We start from the raw sequence: 19,031 nt of genomic DNA on the forward strand, positions 1-19,031 counted from the left end.
TGCAGGCGTGTACACCAATCTTAATGCAGCCATACAAGCTTTATATATTATTTTGGCTTTTAATCTGGTTTGTGTGGCCATCATTTATGCCATTAAGTTGAGAAGCATAAGAAAGAGAAAGCTGAACGACCGATTCCAAACGAAGTTTAAGGATTACTTGACTTATGTTCAAGCCAATCTGGATGGGATGGAGCCGTTAAGGGTCCCTCCCTGGACGATGAACCCGGTGGAAAGGGAGGCGATGCAGGAGAAGCTGAATGATATGATGGAATGCTTCTCTGGCGAACAGCGGCACAAGCTGGTGCGGCTTTGCGTAGATTTGGGGCTCGCGCAGCACCATCTGGAGCGCTTTAACAGCCGATCTTATCGGGTGAAGCTGGATGCCGCTTATCATTTGGGGTGCATGCGGGTGAAGGAGGCGGTGCCGGCTTTACTGGACATGCTCAAGGAGCATCCGCTCAATTCGGCTCTGTTTGTCGTAGCCCGAGCTGTCGCCAAGTGTGCCCGCAGCCAGCAGGAGCTCGAAGCCATGGTTCAGATGCTACTTCAGCACAACAAGAAATGCTACGAGCTGATTGTGAATATGATAGCCGATTCAGAAGTGGATGCCGGTTCCTTGTACACGGGCTATGTGAGCCATGAGAACCCGGCTTACGTTCGGATTGGGCTGATCGGGTTGAATATCTACACCGATCCAGCAGCGGCCTCTGCAGTCTACCGTCTCATAGATTCCGAGCATGAGGATATTCAAATCAAAGCGGTGGATTTGTACCTGAAAAGCTCCCGTCTGCTGCCGAGAAACGTCGTTAGCAAGCTGCTGAGTCATCCAAATCTCAACGTTCGCCGATTGACGATAGAAGTTTTGGCCGACATCAAAAATACGGCTTACGTCGGGCTGATGAAAACCAGTCTGAGCGACGCTGATCAGCGAATCGTGTATGCGTCGGCCAAAGGGTTGCTCCGTATGGGAGAAGAAGGTATGGTGGCGCTTTGTGAGAGTGCCGCAGCGGTTCAAAGTACGGAACGCGGGCAATTCATGCAGCAGCTGATTGATGATGAGATCAAGCATCTGTATATGCAGCTGTACAATTGGAATAAGCTCATGCAATATAACCTGCTCATGTATACCTATGACAAAATATTTCACAAATCTAAACGTATATATCGTGTCGTATAGGAGGGTTGCGTAAACATGTGGGTTTTCGGATATCAAGTGATGTTGGATTCATTCTTGAAAGGGCTAAGGGAGTTTTTGCTCTATTACAGCTACGTCGCACTCTTTTACGTTATTCTCGTCACACTGCTCTATTATTTTATCTTCGGATTTTCGATTCGGCATATTTTTTCGATCAAGCGGGGGATCCAGTACAATCGAATCAATAAGCTGTCCAGTTCCAGCCAGCTCCCGCCGGTTTCCTTGTTGGTGCCGGCCTATAACGAGGAGTTAACCATTATTGAGAACGTAAGATCGCTGCTGGCGCTCAATTATGCTGAATATGAGGTGATCGTCGTCAATGACGGTTCACAGGACCGGACATTAAAGTGCATGCTTGAAGAATTCAAGCTGGAGCTCATTCATCCGGTGCATTCCAGCAGCATTAAGACCGGAAAAATCAGAGGGGTGTACCATAATCCCGAGTATCCCAATCTATATTTGGTGGATAAAGAAAATGGAGGGAAGGCGGATTCGTTAAACGCAGGCATCAACCTTTCCCACTATGCGTTGATCTCAACGATTGATGCGGACTCTTTGCTTGAAAAGGACGCTTTAACGAGGATTGCCCGGGTATACATGGAAAACCCCGAAGAGACGGTCGCCGTTGGGGGCAATGTTCGAATCGTTAACAGCTGCACGGTGGAAGACGGCATTGTTAAGGATGTTCAATTTCCTCGTAAGCTGCTGCCGGCACTGCAACACGTCGAATATACGAAAGCCTTCCTCGGCGGAAGGATCGGCTGGAGCGCCGTCAATGGTCTCATTATTATTTCGGGAGCCTTCGGCGTGTTTCAAAAGGAGATGGTCATCGCAGTCGGCGGTTACCGTGGGGGCTACCCCGGTGAAGATATGAACATTGTGATTAAGCTTCACCGTCATTGCTTAGACAATAAAATCCCATACCGGGTAGCGTTTTGCCCGGATGCCGTTTGCTGGACACAAGCCCCTGATTCGTACCGGATCTTGAGCAGCCAACGCAAGCGCTGGGGGCGGGGAAACCTGAAAAATATGATTGAGGAAGGTATTCACATGGTGCTGCGCCCGAAATACAAAGTATTCGGAATGCTGACACTTCCATATAACATTGTGTTTGAAACACTGAATCCGTATTTCCGCCTCAGCGGCCTGTTAGCTATATTGGGCTACTGGATGTTGAATATGACGGATTGGTACACCGTCATTATCTTTTCGTTAGTCAATTTATTTTCCTGCTTTGCTTTAAGCCTGGGGGCCTTGTTTATTGAAGAGACGGCCTTCAGCCGATATCCCAAGCTGGGTGACCTGAACAAAATGATCTTGTATTCTCTCTTAATGTTTGCAGGGTATCGGCAAATTGGTGTTTGGTGGAGGTTAAACGGACATGTCCAATTCCTGCGTAATAACAACTCGTGGGGAACGATGGTCCGCACCAATTTTAATAAATAGCAATCCTAAACAGAGACAAGAGGAGTGGAGAAGATGGCGGTATTAGTTCATGATCCGATTCAAGAAGCAATTTTGCAATTAGCAGAACAAGTTCAGGCTTCCTATGAAAAGGGTGCTCCATGCGGGATGATCCTTGCGCCATGCGCAGCGGTCAATCAGAAGGTGCTGGAAAAAATGCAGTCCTATATGAGCGGCTTTGAGCCGGAAATACCCCTTCATTGCTTCTACTTGGAACAAAGCAGCCTGCTTGGAATCGTTCTGTCCGGGCAAAAGCTTATCAATGCCCATTATGCATCGCTCGTGCTCAAAGAGTTCCTGGAACAGCAGGATTTGCTCGAAGGTCAGATGATAGTCGCCAGTTTCCCGGAGAGTGGGGAGTTGACGGAACAGTCGTTGTCACAGCTGCTCCATATGTCACTGCAAGGGAAAGGGGAGAGCAGAGATATTCACTTGTTCATGAATCATGGACTTCAGCAGGGAATGACATCGATTCTTATCGCCGATCCGGACGAAGTGAGCAGAGAGTTCGTCAAGCTGCGGCTTGAGATCAACGGTTACAAGGTAGAAGAGGCCAAGGATGGCAGTGAAGCGCTCGAGAAATTTGAGAAAACAATGCCGAACCTGGTGATCACGGAGCTGAACCTGCCAATTCTTGACGGGTACCAGTTGATCGACAAAATCAAGAGGGATTATGCCGGCGAAGGACAAGTCATCGTTCTAACGGATAAGCAGCTGCCGAAAAGTATGGACCGTGCCTTTGAATTGGGCGCATCCGATTATGTGACAAAGCCCTTCTCCATTTCGGAGCTGGAGTGGAGAATCAAAAAGCTGATTTCCCGTGTGGGCTAATAAAGGTAAAAACATAGGAGGGTGGAATCATCATGAACACATTTAACAATTTAAAATATAAATTTCAGACAAAAACGGCCGAAATTGGGGTCATCGGTCTCGGCTATGTAGGGCTGCCTTTATGCATGGAGATGGCGAAGGGCGGGTTTACGGTATACGGCATCGATCTCGATTTCCGGAAGGTAGAATCACTTCAAAACGGCCGATCGTATATTCAAGACGTTCCGAACGAAGAAGTGGCGAAAGCGGTCGAGTCTGGCCGGTTTATTCCGACTGACGACTACCATACGGTTCAAAGGCTGGATGCGATCAGCATCTGCGTACCGACGCCACTCAGTGAAAACCAAGATCCGGATACCTCTTATATTCAGAGTGTAGTCCGGGAAATCAAGAAAAATCTCAAGCGCGGAGCTTTGATCATCCTGGAGAGCACCACCTATCCGGGAACGACGGAGGAGCTCATCCAGTTCGAGCTAGAAGCGCAAGGACTCAAGGTGGGCAAAGATTTCTTCCTCTGCTTCTCGCCGGAGCGGGTCGATCCGGGTAATCCCCAATTCAACACCTTTAATACGCCAAAGGTTATCGGCGGTACGACGGAAGCGTGCATCGACCTCGGCGTGACTTTATACAGCCATGTAGTGAAGGACGTCGTACCTGTCTCCTCGCCGAAAGTAGCGGAGATGTCCAAGCTGCTGGAGAATACGTTCCGCAGTATTAACATTGCGTTCATTAACGAAATGGCCATGATGTGCGACAAAATGGATATTGATGTCTGGGAGGTCATTAAGGCTGCGTCGACGAAGCCATTCGGCTTTATGCCGTTCCATCCGGGACCTGGCATCGGCGGTCACTGCATCCCGCTGGATCCGATGTATTTGTCGTGGAAGGCAAAGGAGTTCCGCTTCTACAGCAAGTTTATCGAGCTGGCGCAATCCATCAATGATAATATGCCGGAGTATGTCCGGTATAAAGCTTCACAGGTTCTCAATATGTATGCGAAATCCATCCGTAATTCGAAGATTCTTATTCTGGGCATGGCGTATAAGCCGAATGTGGATGATCTCCGTGAATCGCCGGGGCTGGAGCTGTACGAGCTTCTTCGGGAGAGTGGAGCACAGGTGGAATATTATGATCCGCATGCCGTCTCCTTCCTCGATAAAGAAGAGAATACGGTACAATCTGTGAGCTACGATCTGTCCGCTTTTGCCAAATATGACTGCATGGTGCTGATCACGAATCACCGCTGCTTCAATAACCGTGAACTTGCGGAGCTGGGCGTGCCGATCATCGATACGCGCAACGCTTTTGCAGACATGAAAGCTGACAATATTTATAAATTGGGCACGGGTATTCGCAAGCAAGAAGTGAGGATCGCTGTAGGCGTTTAAACCCATCATAGAATAGAGAGGAGAAAATAACGATGTGTGGCATTGTAGGGTATATTGGACAACGGGACGTACAGCCGATTCTGCTGAACGGATTAAGCAAGCTGGAGTACAGAGGGTATGACTCCGCGGGGATCGCGGTACTGGTGCAGGATCAGGTCAAGATCAGCAAGGCGGAAGGACGCCTGGCCAATTTAACGGATCAGCTGGACAAGCAGCCGTTGAAGGGATCGGTTGGAATCGGGCATACGCGCTGGGCTACTCACGGCCGACCGTCGGATGTAAACTCCCACCCACATACGGATATGTCGGGTAAATTCACTGTCGTGCATAACGGCATCGTGGAAAACTACATGGAGTTGAAGCAAGAGCTGGAGCAAAAAGGAGTCACCTTTGCTTCCGAGACCGACACCGAGGTGATCGCTCACTTGCTTGCCGAGCATTACGAAGGCGATATCTTCACAGCCATGCATGCGGTCATTCAGAGATTGCAAGGGGCTTATTCACTTGGTGTCATGACGGAGTATGAGCCGGATAAGCTTATCGCGGTCAGACAATCGAGTCCGCTTGTGATTGGTGCGGGTCAGGGAGAATACTTCATTGCTTCGGACATCTCCGCTCTTATTGAGCATACCCGTGAGGTATATATTTTGGAGGATGGCGATTTGGCCGTCATTACACAGGAGGGTATTTCCATCACGAAGGTCGAGACAGGGAAGCCGGCGGCATGTAAGCTGCTGCATATCGATTGGAGCGCGGATCAGGTGGAGAAGGGACCTTACGAGCACTTCATGCTGAAGGAAATTCACGAACAGCCTTTAACGCTGCGCAATACGATGCTCGGACGCATCAACGACCAGGACGAAGTGTGTTTCCCTGAATTGGCAAACGCAGCTGGCGTCTTCCAACATGTGGATAAAATCTTTATCGTGGCTTGCGGCACCGCCTATCATGCCGGACTTGTCGGCAGTACGGTTCTTGAGAAGCTAACGCGGATCCCGGTGCAATGTGATATCGCATCGGAATTCAGATATCGGGACCCGATCATCACAGATCGAACGCTGGTCATCGTCGTGAGCCAATCTGGGGAAACGGCGGATACGCTCGCTGCCCTGCAAGAGAGCAAAAGGCAAGGCGCTAAAGTATTAGCCATTACGAATGTGCCGACCAGTTCAATTGCCCGAGATGCGGACTATGTCATCGCAACGAAGGCCGGTCCGGAAATTGCAGTGGCATCGACGAAAGCTTATACCGCTCAGCTGCTCGCTTTCTATTTGTTTAGCATTTACTTGACCCAGGAAAGACAAACGCTGTCTACCGTGCTTCATACGGAGCTGGTCAAAGGCTTGAAGTCACTTCCCGTTCAGGTGGAGAAGGTGCTGGAAAACGCCAAAGAAGTGAAGCTGTATGCGGAATCGATCAAAGATGCGGATAGCCTATTCTTTATCGGTAGGGGCTTGGACTACGCCGTTGCACTTGAGGGCTCTCTCAAATTGAAGGAAATCTCTTATATCCACTCGGAGGCTTATGCAGCCGGAGAGCTAAAGCACGGCACATTGGCACTGATCGAGAAGGATACGCCTGTGATTGCGTTGGCTACACATATGGATCTGTACGAAAAAACAGTTAGCAATATTAAAGAAGTCAAGGCCCGCGGAGCGCATGTCATGGGGATTACGGTGGAAGGCAATGTGGGGCTGTTGAATAGCGTCGATGAAATCTGCTTCATCCCGCCGTCCCTCCAGCTTTTGGCGCCGATATTGGCCGTCGTGCCGCTTCAGTTAATCTCCTATTACGCCTCCCTGGCTCTGGAGAACGATATTGATAAACCGCGCAACTTGGCCAAAAGCGTGACGGTTGAATAACTATTCGGAGGGGAGTTGAACCACCACATGGAAGCATTCGCTATTCTGTTAGCTGCAGGGAAAGGCACACGGATGAAGTCGGAGCTGCCCAAAGTGCTTCATCCCGTCGGAGGCGTACCGATGATCGGCCGTTTAGTGGGCAAGCTGGAAGCGATGCCTATCACTCGGATTTTGGCAGTGATCGGGCATCGGGGAGAGCTGGTGAAGAAGTGCTTGGGAACGCGGGTTACCTACGTCCAGCAGGAAAATCAGCTTGGAACGGCTCACGCCGTTCAGCAGACTGAGCGTCTGCTCAGTAACCGCAGCGGATCGACCTTGGTGCTTACGGGCGATACGCCTCTCATTAGGCAATCCACCATCGAACGGCTGCTGGCGGCGCAGCGGGCAAACACAAGCGCTGGTGTAGTGTTGACCGCGATCGTTCAGGATCCAACCGGCTATGGAAGAATTATCCGGGATTCTGCAAGCGGCGAAGTTGTCGACATCATTGAAGAGAAGGACGCGACGCCTGAGCAGAAACGGATAAATGAAATTAACACGGGGATTTTCTGTTTCGATAATGAAAGCTTGTTTCAAGCGCTCCCTGGCATTACCAATGATAATGCACAGCAGGAGTACTACTTGACCGATATCGTGAAGGTGATGCGACAGACCGGTATTTCCGGTTGTCAGAAGCGATTTGAGGCGATGATCCTCGATAATCCGACAGAGGTGATGGGGATTAACACCCCGGAACAATTGGAGGAGGCGAATCGGGCCTTTTATGAACACATGGGGATTTTTGCCTAACAATCGGTAGGGAGGAGAATTGATATGGGAACTATTTTCGGTACAGATGGAGTCAGAGGGGTTGCCAACCGCGAGTTAACGCCAGAGCTAGCCTTTGAACTAGGGCTTATTGTTGGTTACATGCTGTCGCGCACATGTGTTGGTTATCGGCCCACCGTCGTCATCGGGCGGGATCCCCGTATCTCCGGGCTCATGCTAGAAGCAGCTTTGACTGCTGGGTTGTTATCCGCCGGGACGGATGCCGTAAAGCTGGGCGTCCTACCGACGCCGGGTGTGGCTTATATCACACGGCATTGGGGGATGGTTGCAGGGGTGATGATCTCCGCATCTCATAATCCGGTGGAGGACAACGGGATTAAATTTTTTGGCAGGGACGGTTTCAAAATGCCGGATGCGTGGGAAGCGGAAGTAGAGAGCCGCCTACAGGGTGACGAGCATCGGATTTCCCGCCCAACAGGAGCGGGTATTGGCACCATGCGTGATAATTCGCAGGGCGCACTGGACTATGTGAGCTATTTGAAGTCAACGGCTGCGGTACCGCTGGCAGGCTGCAGAATCGTGCTCGATTGCGCGAACGGAGCGGCTTCCTTGCTAGCTCCGCGGTTGTTCGCCGAATTGGGTGCGGAGACGGTTCTATTGAATCATCAGCCAGACGGTTTAAATATTAATCAGGATTGCGGCTCAACGCATCCGGAGCCTCTGCGTAAGGCTGTGCTGGAACATCGAGCCCATGCGGGACTTGCATTCGACGGTGATGCAGACCGGCTGATTGCGGTTGATGAGCGGGGCGAGATTTTGGACGGGGATCAAATCCTCTATATCCTTGCCGCTCGTCTGGCCAAGCAGGGACGGCTGAGTCAAAACACCGTCGTTTCTACCGTCATGAGCAACCTTGGCTTTCATCAAGCGCTGCAAACCATCGGTCTCGAAGGGTTAAAAAGCAAGGTCGGAGACCGGCATGTCATGGAAGCGATGCGAAGCGGCGGGTACAACTTGGGCGGTGAGTCTTCCGGACATATCATTTTACTGGATTATTCGACTACAGGAGATGGTCTGTTATCGGCCGTTCAGCTGCTGCAAGTCATGCTTCAAGAAGGGAAGCCTCTGTCGGAGCTTGTGTCCCCTGTCGTAAAATACCCTCAGCTGGTGGTTAATGTACGAGTGATCCATAAATACAAGCTGGAAGGCAATCGGCGGATCGATGCCGTAATTCGTCGGGTGGAAAGGGAGATGGCCGGTCGCGGCCGTGTATTGGTGCGGCCTTCGGGCACGGAGGCACTGGTGCGTGTGATGGCGGAAGGACCGGATGAAAGGGAGTTGTCCGGTTATATTGAAGGCATTGTAGAGGTGGTAAAGGAAGAGCTTGAATATAGCATGGTTTAATCCGATAGTCCCTATGAAAAAGACGATTGTATGCTTGATCCTTGTACAAATTTTAATAAGTGTTCCTTTGTTTCTCCCGGCATACTCTCTTATCGCTGAGCTTGGGGTGGAGGTTAACGGGGAGAAGATAGTCTTTACGGATGCCCAGCCATACATCGATGAACAGACGGGGAGTACAATGGTGCCGGCAAGAGAAATCGCCGAAAAACTGGGTGCCGAAGTGGAATGGAGTCGTTCCCTGGAACAGGTAACCTTTCGCAGTCAGCACGCTACATCATTATTAACCATTGGTCAGAAAGTTGCTTCAGTTGACGGCAAGCAGGTGGAATTAGACACTCCGGCTGTCCTCAAAAATGACCGAACCATGGTTCCGCTGAGAGCTGTCAGTGAGAGCCTCGGGGCCGATGTCGATTGGGTGGGAGAACGGAATTTGGTACTGATCACTTCGGCGGACAAAGCACAAAAGTCCACTTGGGTCTGGGACAGCAAGCTGATTGAGACGGATGGTGACCGCATCCTCCAGTTTGCGGCGGACCAAAAACTGACTTCCATTTATCTGCGCTATGAAACGTATCCGGGTCAGGACGTTTACCGGAATTTCATCCGCAGAGCTAATGAGCAGGGCATCACGGTTGAGGCGCTGGCCGGTAAATCGGATTGGATATATGAGCAAAATCATATCTATATCCAGCAATGGATTGCAGCGGTTACGCAATATAACGCTTCGGCAGATGCTCTAGAACGCTTCCAAGGCTTCCATTTTGACATTGAACCCTACACATTGGACATGTGGAAGATTAATCAGACCTGGGTCCTCGAACGGTGGATGGATACGATCAGATTCATTGAATCGGAAGTGAAAAGCTCTGATCGCAGCATGACGATGGCCTTCGATATTCCCTTTTGGATCAACAGCTGTACCGTTCCGGGATCCAGCTACTCCTTTAGCGCTTGGCTGCTGGAGAAGGCGGATCGTGTCGTCATTATGGCTTATCGTAATACGGCACTCGGCAGCAACGGCATCATTGCCAGATCCAAGTCGATCATTTTAGAAGCAGCTACGCTGAAGAAACAGGCGGTCATTGCAGTGGATACGATGCCCAGTACGGAAGCTGATTATACGACCTTTTATAAGTCGAATTCCTTGCTTATGGAGTCGGAATTGAAACAGGTCAAGGAAAGCCTCTCCCTTTATCCGAGCTATGTCGGCATCGCTGTCCATGATTACGTGAGATGGATCGAACTATTGAACGCTAATCGTTGAACGGGTTCGATGAACAAGAAGGAGGAGGATGCAAAATGAAAATGACAGGTTTGGTGATCTCTCTGGTGGCTGGTGCGGCGCTTGGTGTCTCAGGAATGGCCTTCGCAGGCGGCAATGAGACGCCCGGCACCTTTCAGGAATCGTCTTTACCGGGAGGAGGCCTTGAGGTCCCTCATAATGACCGGATTCATCTTTCTACCGATAAGCAGTGGGTCTCCTCGGAAGGTCACTTGTCGGATCTCATTCGGCTGCAGTGGACGAAAGACCGAGCGAAGCCGGCCATCGCTTGGCTGGATGAGAATGGGAAGGACAAGGCGGCTATCATCGCTCATGCCAAAGCGAATAACCCGGAGCAGCACGATCATAATCATATGTCGTTCGAAACGACGATGGCACCTGACGGCAAAGACGCCAATGAGCTGTTTACGCGTCTGGAAATTCCGTTCGACCAGGATGTGGCCGAAATTCGCACGCATTCCTCTAATTTCAATGTGATGGACGGAATTTTACGGATTGCCGGAACCGGTGGCGTCAACCGTGATCTGACTTGGGCCAAATCGGATGATGGGAATGTGACTACGTCGCGCTGGGCGATGCGTGCAGATACCTCCGAGGAAACCGGAGGAAATGCCGGCTCCAATCTGCAAATTATCCGTTATTCGGATGACGGTAAAGCACTGGACAATCCGTTCACTATTAACCGCAGCAGCGGCAATATCGGTATTGGAAACTCGGACGCCAAGACCAAGCTGGACGTTAGTGATGACAGCATTCGCATCAGAAAATCAATGACGCCGGCCTCGTCTACTGCCCCCGGAGAAGTAGGGGAGATGGCATGGGATGACGGGTATGTATATGTTTGTGTGGCACCTAATACATGGAAAAGGACGGCACTATCGTCGTGGTGAGAAGCATCTAATCTCAGCGACTCACTTTTCATTCATATTTGTTCAGCAGGTAAAGCCCTCTATTTGATAGAGGGCTTTTTTTAAGAGATGAGCGAAAAATGCCTTGTATGGCGCGGGGGCTGACGGCAATCAACACGCTTCCAAAGCGGCTTTATATCACCTTTCTTAAAGGTTGTTATGTGATTTCTATGATGGAAAATAAATAATACAACTTCGAGTACCCCCTTAAAATGGAAAAGTTTTCAGAAATCTATGAGAGGATCATAGAAAGGTGTGAACCGCCTGTGCCTTGGAAAGTGTTGATTGCGGATGATGATCCGAATGTGAGAGAGATCATCCGGCTCTATTTCCGTCAGCAGCTTATTGAATTAATCGAAGCCCCTGACGGCGTCTCGGCCCTGACCATGTTAGCGGAAGTTAAGCCTGATATCGTGATACTAGATGTGATGATGCCTGGCCTCGACGGTTATGAAACGTGCCGGGAGATTACCAAGCGTTATGATGTGCCGGTCATTATGCTGACGGCGAAGAACGATGAGTTTGATCGGGTGCTGGGCCTTGAGCTGGGCGCCGACGATTATATGACCAAGCCCTTCAGTCCGAGGGAGCTGGTGGCGCGCATTAAAGCGATTTTTCGCAGAATGCAGAAGGGACATCCGATTATTGAGGTGGATGCACCTGTCCAATACGAGTTTGATAATTTAGTCATACATGTGGCCCGCCGAGAGGTGCTCGCGGGGAATATGAAAATTGATATGCGCCCCAAGGAGTTTGAACTCCTCGCTTTTTTTGCGAAATCTCCGGGCAGCGTATTTACGAGAGAACAGCTGCTGGAGCAGGTGTGGGGATATGATTTTTTAGGCGATATGAGAACGGTGGACGTTCATATTAAAAAACTTCGTGAAAGGTTAAGCCCGTGTCATCATGTTTGCATTCATACGGTCTGGGGAGTGGGCTATAAATTTGAGGTAGCAGCATGTACCTGAATCCAAATAAAAGCATTCTCCGCAAAATGTTGACTAGCTCCATCGTTACGGTGCTTCTTGGCCTATGTGCGGTGGGGCTCGTTATTTCGTTGTTTGCTAAGGGTTACATCGTCAACTCCAAAAGTAATGAGATGATCCGGCAAGCCAAGCAGGTTAATCTCGCCATTCAAAATCAGACGGATCCGACTGATAGATTTAAGGAGCAGCTGCACTTTTTCGATCAAGCCTTTGATTCGCGTATTTGGATATTTGATTTGAATGGAAACATCGTTACGACATCTTCAAAGGATGAGGTGAACGTAGGCAAGGTCGTCAGCACGGATGTGGTCAACCAAGTCCTGAATGGTGAACCTGTCGTATGGAAACAATCCGAAGCTTTTAAGGAAGGCATGCTTTCGATTGCCGTTCCTTGGGGAAAAGACAACGACGTATACGGTGGTATTGTCCTGCACGCGCCTCTTAAAGGGATGAATGAGACTATCGCTCAGCTTAGAGAAACTATCCTCTGGGTGACCCTCCTTGGTATATTCTTTTCATTTGGTGTATCCTCCTATTTATCCTGGTCCATTACCCGACCTATCCAACAGATCGACAAGGCGGCAGCCAAGATTGCCGTTGGTGATTACAGTGAGAGAATTCAAATCGTTTCCAAGGATGAGATTGGCGAGCTGGCAACGACCATTAATCACATGGTGGAGCAGCTTGCGCGCGTAGATCTGGAAAAGAGACAGCTGAATCAGCTGCGGCATGACTTTTTGGCTAATGTTTCCCATGAGTTGCGAACGCCACTTACGGCGATGCGGGGTTTTTTGGAGGCGCTTCAGGATGGTTTGATCGAAGAAGGGGCGCGGGAAAAATATTACGACATCATGTATAACGAAACCCTTCATATGAACAGGCTGGTCGATGATATTACCGATTTAATGAAGCTGGAAAATAAGGAAATCGATCTCGTGTGGTTGGCGGTCGATGTTCAGGCGATGCTGTCCAAGCTGAGCTTTAAATTCCAACCGGAAGCAGAACTCCGCGGGACGGTTATTCATTGCTTTGTTGATGAAAATTCGCCACAGGCTCACGCCGATCCGGATCGACTGGAACAAATTTTGAACAATTTGATTAAAAATGCAGTTAAGTTCACCGAGAACGGGACGATAGAATTGAAGGCAATGGCGGTTCCGTCGGAAGGGTGTGTCCTCATCACGGTAACCGATACGGGAATCGGTATATCACCGGAGGACCAAGGGCTCATCTGGGAGCGCTTCTTCAAAGTGGAGAGGGGCAGACCCGTGAAGCATAAAGGCTCATCCGGTTTGGGGCTTGCCATTGTGCGAGAGCTTGTCGAGCTTCACAATGGAAGCATTCGCGTGCGAAGCGAACCGGGGATCGGAAGTACCTTTGAGGTCAGAATTCCGCTTTATGATAGCCGTCAGAATGTGCAGCCGCTGGTGAATTTGGCCGATGTCGGATAGTTTGTATCGAGCTAACGATAGAAAGACCGCAGGGAAAGGAGGACTCCTTTTCTGCGGTTTTCTTCTTTCAAGTAACATAAAAGCCGCTTCATCTAATTCCAAAAGCCCATACAGAACGGAAAGTTAAATGGTCGAGCTCGTCGAACAGATAAGGGGGATCCTCAAGAACAAGCTAACTTGATCGAGGCAACCTCTTTTCTTTATTATGCCACAAAGTCACCCCCCTCCAAACCACCGCTATCCCTTTCTCCACCCTAACGTGCCAAAAAGAAAATTATGGATATCCAAACTTTTTTACTTTCTTCCACTTTAAATAAAAGTTAGAATCTGTTAGGATATAAAGAAATACGATAGATTTAGTGGGAATTAAAAAGGAGGCACCTTTCCATGCAAAAACTGACGCTTGATTCGATACATGAAATGACGCATCTGGATCAACTCGAGGCTGAGGCGATTTATATTATCCGCGAAGTAGCGGCGGAGTGTGAGAATCCCGTGATGCTGTATTCGATCGGGAAGGATAGCTCCGTGATGCTGCATTTGGCGCTGAAAGCTTTCTATCCCGAGAAGCCGCCATTTCCTTTCATGCATATTGACACGACCTGGAAGTTCAAAGAGATGATCGAGTTCCGCGACCGCAAAGCGAAGGAATTTGGCATCGAGATGATTGTTCACTCGAATCAGGAAGGTGTCGAGCAGGGGATTAACCCATTCGATCATGGTTCGGCGTACACGGATATTATGAAAACGCAAGCCTTAAAACAAGGCTTGGACAAATACGGCTTTACGGCTGCCTTCGGCGGCGGACGACGTGACGAGGAGAAGTCGCGAGCGAAGGAGCGGATTTTCTCGTTCCGCAATAAGAACCATGCGTGGGATCCGAAAAACCAGCGGCCGGAGATGTGGAAGCTTTTTAACACAAGAATTAATAAAGGTGAAAGCATCCGCGTATTCCCATTATCCAACTGGACGGAAAAAGATATCTGGCAATACATTCGCAGAGAAAACATTGACATTGTGCCGCTCTATTTTGCTAAGGAAAGACCTGTCGTCAATCGCGATGGACATCTCATCATGGTGGATGATGACCGGATGAAGCTCGAACCGAATGAGAAGGTCGAAATGATGAAGATGCGTTTTCGCACGTTAGGCTGCTATCCTTTAACTGGCGGTATTGAGTCCGACGCGAACTCGCTGGATGCGATTATCGAGGAAACGCTTGGTGCGGTTTCATCGGAACGGACAAGTCGCGTGATCGACCAGGAAGCTGCTGGAAGCATGGAAAGACGTAAACGGGAGGGCTACTTCTAATGAAAAGTCTGCTGAAATTTATTACCTGCGGAAGTGTAGACGACGGCAAATCGACGTTGATTGGACATATGCTTTATGATGCTAAGCTTTTGTTCGCTGACCAAGAGAGAGCCCTGGAGCTGGACAGTAAGCTTGGCAGCCGCGGCGGCAAAATCGACTATTCCCTGCTGCTTGATGGCCTATTGGCCGAGCGTGAGCAAGGGATTACGATTGATGTGGCGTACCGGTATTTTACGACGGATCACCGTTCATTCATTGTAGCGGACACGCCGGGGCATGAGGAATATACGCGCAACATGGCTGTAGGCGCATCCTTTGCTGATTTGGCTGTTATTTTGGTGGACGCAACCAAAGGGGTTATCACTCAAACCAAGCGCCATGCTCGGATTTGCGCACTTATGGGCATTAAACATCTTGTATTAGCCGTGAACAAAATGGATTTGGTGGATTTTGATCCTAAGAAGTTTGAAGCGATCAAAGAAGATTTTTCTCGTACAACGGCTGAGTTCAACCTTCAAAGCATTCAGGTGATCCCTGTATCTGCCACAGAAGGGGATAATATTACGAAAAAATCGCAAAATACACCTTGGTACGAAGGTCTTCCATTGCTGGCATATTTAGAAAATGTGGATGTTCATCAGACTGATGATGCGAAACAATTCATGATGCCGATTCAGCGTGTTTGCCGTCCGGACCATACGTTCCGCGGTTTCCAAGGCCAGATTGAGACGGGCAGCATCTCGGTTGGCGATGAACTGACAACGCTGCCTAGTCATGAGAAGGCGAAAGTCAAACGCATCTTGGTGACCGACCAAGATAGAGATACAGCGTATGCTGGACAGCCTGTCACCATTCAATTGGACCGTGAAGTCGACGTTTCGCGCGGCTGTGTATTCACGAAGGACAGTCAAATCCAAGAGGCGGATAGCTTTGCCGCTACGATTCTTTGGATGGACGATTCCGTATTGACGCCTGGCAAGAACTACTTAGTCAAGGTTGGCACGAAAGTCCTGCCTGGCACGGTGACAGCCATTAAGCACAAAATCGATATCAATACTGGAAAAACAGTTCTAGCCGATCATATCGTCAAAAATGAGTTGGCTAGATGCGAGTTTTCGTTATCTGACAATATCGTGTTTGATTCTTTTGAAGAATATAAAAGTATTGGCGGATTTATCCTGATCGATCGCGTCACGAATATGACATCCGCTTGCGGCGTGATTGACCAAGCTCTTCAAGGCACCGAGGCATCTGTCCGACTGGATACGGAAGTTACCAGAAATGTTCGCGCTGAGCAAAAAGGGCAGCATCCACTAACCGTCTGGTTCACCGGTTCGGTTGCGGACAACTTAGCGATTGCGAAGGAAGTTGAAAAACGTATGGTAGCGACAGGCTACCATACGATGCTGCTTGAGAACGGCCGGGGAGAATCGGCGCAGCGCGTAGCGGAAGTGGCCAAATTGATGAACGATGCAGGTCTCATTGCCTTGGTATCGAATGCATCCATGTCTGCTGACGATCAGGTAACCGCGCGAGACATCCTTGGCAAGGAGTACATGGAAGTTAACGAATATGATACAAGCAAGCATTCCATCGAGGAAGCGGCCAATAATGTCGTGAAACGAGTTGTGAAGTATTTGATTAATATCTAGTAGAACAAGAGCGATGACGGAAATCTCCGTCGTCGCTCTTTTTTTGGTTCGATGTACCCATTTTCTAATCATGAGGACAAACCTTCTTCCAATACATATAAGGGCATGGCATCATTCGTGGAGAGGGGAAATGCCCGTGGCCCAAGTGATCAGCATCATCAATCTTAAAGGCGGGGTTGGCAAAACAACGATCACCGTTGCTTTAGCGGAATTTCTAGCGGTAGAACATCAGAAGCGCGTTCTCGTTATCGATCTGGACCCGCAGACGAATTCGACGGTGGCATTAATCGGGGAGGAGGAGTGGGAGAGAAGAAATAAGAACGATCAGACGCTGCACACCTTGTTCAAGGATCATATTGATGATACGTGTAATTTTGAAATGGAGAAAAGCATCGTACGCAAATCTTCCAATCTGCGAGGCGGGCTGGTGAATCTGCATGTGTTGCCCTCCAGTCTGGATTTTGTGAAGATTCAGGATCGTCTCATTCATATATGGCAGACTGCGCTGATTAGGCCCTATGATGTATTAAAAAATGCAGTAAAAAATCATCTGGACGACTACGATTACGTGCTGATCGACTGTCCGCCGAATCTCGGCATTGTGACGCAGAACGGTCTCAACATCAGTCATTGGTACCTCATTCCAACCATTCCCGACCACTTATCCACATACGGTATCCCGCAAATTATTTCCAGTGTGAAAAACTTTAACCGGAAAAAGGAGGACGGCGATGTTAAGCTGCTGGGCGTCGTTGCCTCCATGTATCGATCTACGGTGAACCGGCATAATAACACGCTGCGCCAATTAAGTTTGCAGGTTGAGAAGGGGGAACTGCCACGGCTGTTTGAAACGCGCATACCTCTAGCCTCAAAGGCTTCAGACGCAGCATATTACGACGTAGATGGGATCAATACACTTAAGCAAAAATACGGCTATTCAACTGAAAACTTATATGCATCTTTTCAAAGCTTGACGGAGGAGCTTATTTCGTATGCTCAAAACTGACGATGCTGTCTTCAGGAAGCAGCTAGCTTCTATGTTCATCAAAATTGCTGAGCGTGTTGAGCAGGACGAGGAGTTTGCGCAGTGGCTTTTGCAAGGGACAGTCTGGGAGGCTGTTGAAAAGAGCTCGAAAAGGAGCGCTCAAAGTGAGCTGCCGTCTGCACCTTCGGCCCAAAGTCCGTTACCCGACATCTACGCGATCTATGCCATGGAAGGGGAGGGGGCTTTACACGAGCTTTTGCATACATACGAGGTTGGATTTTTAATTGAGATTGTGTTAGCGAATGGGCTGGACCCGGTCCGCAAGGTGCGTAGATGGAAAACGAAGCACAAAATCATCGCTTACATGCTGGAGGCGGTTGCGAAGCAGATGGCGAAGGGGAAGGCTTTTGTGAATTAATAGAAAAGGAGTTAGGCATATAAGTGCTTAGCTCCTTTTTAATGTTCAAAAACATGAAATTAATTGTAAGTTAATATTTACAAGCCTGAGCTGAAAAACTATAATTAGTTTCACTGGTTCTTAGGAACTAAAATATGGAAATTCAGTCGATATACTAGATATAAAGTTACACGTCAAAGCAGAAGTACAAGAATATTAACCGTATTACATGAAAGGGAGTTTGCTTCAATGAATGCCTGGGTCGCGTCAGAAGTTCAGTCAAAGCATCATAGAATTGCCGTCACTTTATTTCCAATCGCCGTTTTCTTAGGATACTTGGGTCCGTTTATTTTCGGGATGGGCATGCTTGTTTTTTTCTTAGTCACTTCTTTTAAAATGCTTAAAAAAATGCTTATCTACATGCTCATCCTTGGGGCCATCTCTGCGGCCATACCGGTGTTAGCACCTGTCATTTTTATTGTTATGTTAGTCTTTTTTATTATGCGGATCGGATATGTCATTAAGAATTGGCGGCCTTTCGTTGCCGGACTCATTGTATATGGAGGAGCCGGCATTATATTAGCCAGGACCGAACATGCCTCTTTTATTTTGAGAGGTTTATCTTTCTCGTTATTAGTAGAATCCGTCATCGTTGCTTTCATTAGTTATCTCGTACTGAATCAGACATTAAAGTGGTTATATACATTTGGATATACAAGTTACTCCGCGTTAGGTATCATGGGTAGCGCTCCGTTAATTGTGATTTCATTTATTCTTCCATTTTTGAAATTGCACATTGGTGGGGATGGTTTTGCCCCTGATGGCGCTGTTGGACATGCTGGGCATGCCGGGCACTCTACCGGTTCTATTGGGCACCAAGGTGATACTTACGCAGACGGTGTAACCGTTAAGCATGTTCAAGGTGCCGAGTCCGGGCAGCCTCTGGTCGGCGTCAAAGCGCATGTGCGAACGGCCCCGGATGGAGATGTGACGAACAATCTCTCTTATCAAGGACCTGACGCCAAGGCTCCGAATATGGAGGATTTGGTCGGCGTCAAAGCGCATGTGCGAACGGCCCCGGATGGAGATGTGACGAACAATCTCTCTTATCAAGGACCTGACGCCAAGGCTCCGAATACGGAGGATT

General features: G+C 48.9%; 16 protein-coding genes. All 16 read left to right on the top strand.

The features are described from left to right. Positions 1-7 precede the first annotated feature (7 nt). Positions 8-1,177 carry a HEAT repeat domain-containing protein gene (locus O9139_RS01760; RefSeq protein WP_270877726.1) on the top strand — a complete coding sequence of 390 codons (1,170 nt, stop codon included), beginning with the start codon at positions 8-10 and terminating at the stop codon, positions 1,175-1,177. Positions 1,178-1,192: 15 nt separating this feature from the next. Continuing rightward, the gene (locus O9139_RS01765; protein WP_270877727.1) at positions 1,193-2,641 is read left to right on the top strand and encodes a glycosyltransferase family 2 protein; all 1,449 of its coding nucleotides are present in this window, start codon (positions 1,193-1,195) and stop codon (positions 2,639-2,641) included. Between the two features lie 33 nt (positions 2,642-2,674). Further along, the gene (locus tag O9139_RS01770) at positions 2,675-3,490 is read left to right on the top strand and encodes a response regulator transcription factor (protein ID WP_270877728.1); all 816 of its coding nucleotides are present in this window, start codon (positions 2,675-2,677) and stop codon (positions 3,488-3,490) included. Positions 3,491-3,522: 32 nt separating this feature from the next. Beyond that, positions 3,523-4,878 (top strand): nucleotide sugar dehydrogenase, encoded by a 1,356-nt coding sequence (locus O9139_RS01775; protein WP_270877729.1) that lies wholly within the window; start codon positions 3,523-3,525, stop codon positions 4,876-4,878. Between the two features lie 32 nt (positions 4,879-4,910). Beyond that, the gene (glmS, locus tag O9139_RS01780; RefSeq protein WP_270877730.1) at positions 4,911-6,740 is read left to right on the top strand and encodes a glutamine--fructose-6-phosphate transaminase (isomerizing); all 1,830 of its coding nucleotides are present in this window, start codon (positions 4,911-4,913) and stop codon (positions 6,738-6,740) included. 27 nt (positions 6,741-6,767) lie between these two features. Then, positions 6,768-7,529, top strand: a complete 762-nt coding sequence (locus O9139_RS01785) for a sugar phosphate nucleotidyltransferase (protein WP_270877731.1) — start codon at positions 6,768-6,770, stop codon at positions 7,527-7,529. A 24-nt stretch (positions 7,530-7,553) separates the two neighbouring features. Beyond that, a complete protein-coding gene (gene glmM, locus O9139_RS01790) occupies positions 7,554-8,912 on the top strand; it encodes a phosphoglucosamine mutase (protein WP_270877732.1) in 1,359 nt (452 codons plus the stop codon). Then, complete coding sequence (locus tag O9139_RS01795) at positions 8,893-10,176, top strand: copper amine oxidase N-terminal domain-containing protein (RefSeq protein ID WP_270877733.1); 1,284 nt, start codon at positions 8,893-8,895, stop codon at positions 10,174-10,176. The genes glmM and O9139_RS01795 overlap by 20 nt, the downstream gene beginning before the upstream one ends. A gap of 35 nt (positions 10,177-10,211) precedes the next feature. Next, positions 10,212-11,084 (top strand): hypothetical protein, encoded by an 873-nt coding sequence (locus tag O9139_RS01800; protein ID WP_270877734.1) that lies wholly within the window; start codon positions 10,212-10,214, stop codon positions 11,082-11,084. A 284-nt stretch (positions 11,085-11,368) separates the two neighbouring features. Continuing rightward, positions 11,369-12,070, top strand: a complete 702-nt coding sequence (locus tag O9139_RS01805; RefSeq protein ID WP_270877735.1) for a response regulator transcription factor — start codon at positions 11,369-11,371, stop codon at positions 12,068-12,070. After that, entirely contained in the window at positions 12,061-13,539 is a 1,479-nt protein-coding gene (locus O9139_RS01810; protein WP_270877736.1) for a sensor histidine kinase, read from the top strand. The genes O9139_RS01805 and O9139_RS01810 overlap by 10 nt, the downstream gene beginning before the upstream one ends. A gap of 387 nt (positions 13,540-13,926) precedes the next feature. Beyond that, entirely contained in the window at positions 13,927-14,850 is a 924-nt protein-coding gene (cysD, locus tag O9139_RS01815; RefSeq protein WP_270877737.1) for a sulfate adenylyltransferase subunit CysD, read from the top strand. Continuing rightward, entirely contained in the window at positions 14,850-16,502 is a 1,653-nt protein-coding gene (locus O9139_RS01820) for a GTP-binding protein (protein WP_270877738.1), read from the top strand. Before cysD ends, O9139_RS01820 begins: the two co-directional genes overlap by 1 nt. A gap of 136 nt (positions 16,503-16,638) precedes the next feature. Next, positions 16,639-17,508, top strand: a complete 870-nt coding sequence (locus tag O9139_RS01825) for a ParA family protein (RefSeq protein ID WP_270877739.1) — start codon at positions 16,639-16,641, stop codon at positions 17,506-17,508. Continuing rightward, positions 17,495-17,905, top strand: a complete 411-nt coding sequence (locus tag O9139_RS01830) for a hypothetical protein (protein WP_270877740.1) — start codon at positions 17,495-17,497, stop codon at positions 17,903-17,905. The genes O9139_RS01825 and O9139_RS01830 overlap by 14 nt, the downstream gene beginning before the upstream one ends. 228 nt (positions 17,906-18,133) lie before the next feature. Then, positions 18,134-19,031, top strand: an 898-nt coding sequence (locus O9139_RS01835; RefSeq protein WP_270877741.1) for a hypothetical protein, incomplete at its 3' end; no start/stop codon positions are given.

Source organism: Paenibacillus aestuarii (genome assembly GCF_027789125.1).
GTDB lineage: Bacteria > Bacillota > Bacilli > Paenibacillales > NBRC-103111 > Paenibacillus_E > Paenibacillus_E aestuarii.

Bases quoted from the DNA above. Each gene is read 5' to 3' on its own strand.
- O9139_RS01765 (WP_270877727.1), top strand. From the start codon at position 1,193: ATGTGGGTTTTCGGATATCAAGTGATGTTGGATTCATTCTTGAAAGGG.
- O9139_RS01770 (WP_270877728.1), top strand. From the start codon at position 2,675: ATGGCGGTATTAGTTCATGATCCGATTCAAGAAGCAATTTTGCAATTA.
- O9139_RS01775 (WP_270877729.1), top strand. From the start codon at position 3,523: ATGAACACATTTAACAATTTAAAATATAAATTTCAGACAAAAACGGCC.
- glmS (WP_270877730.1), top strand. From the start codon at position 4,911: ATGTGTGGCATTGTAGGGTATATTGGACAACGGGACGTACAGCCGATT.
- O9139_RS01785 (WP_270877731.1), top strand. From the start codon at position 6,768: ATGGAAGCATTCGCTATTCTGTTAGCTGCAGGGAAAGGCACACGGATG.
- glmM (WP_270877732.1), top strand. From the start codon at position 7,554: ATGGGAACTATTTTCGGTACAGATGGAGTCAGAGGGGTTGCCAACCGC.
- O9139_RS01800 (WP_270877734.1), top strand. From the start codon at position 10,212: ATGAAAATGACAGGTTTGGTGATCTCTCTGGTGGCTGGTGCGGCGCTT.
- O9139_RS01810 (WP_270877736.1), top strand. From the start codon at position 12,061: ATGTACCTGAATCCAAATAAAAGCATTCTCCGCAAAATGTTGACTAGC.
- cysD (WP_270877737.1), top strand. From the start codon at position 13,927: ATGCAAAAACTGACGCTTGATTCGATACATGAAATGACGCATCTGGAT.
- O9139_RS01820 (WP_270877738.1), top strand. From the start codon at position 14,850: ATGAAAAGTCTGCTGAAATTTATTACCTGCGGAAGTGTAGACGACGGC.
- O9139_RS01830 (WP_270877740.1), top strand. From the start codon at position 17,495: ATGCTCAAAACTGACGATGCTGTCTTCAGGAAGCAGCTAGCTTCTATG.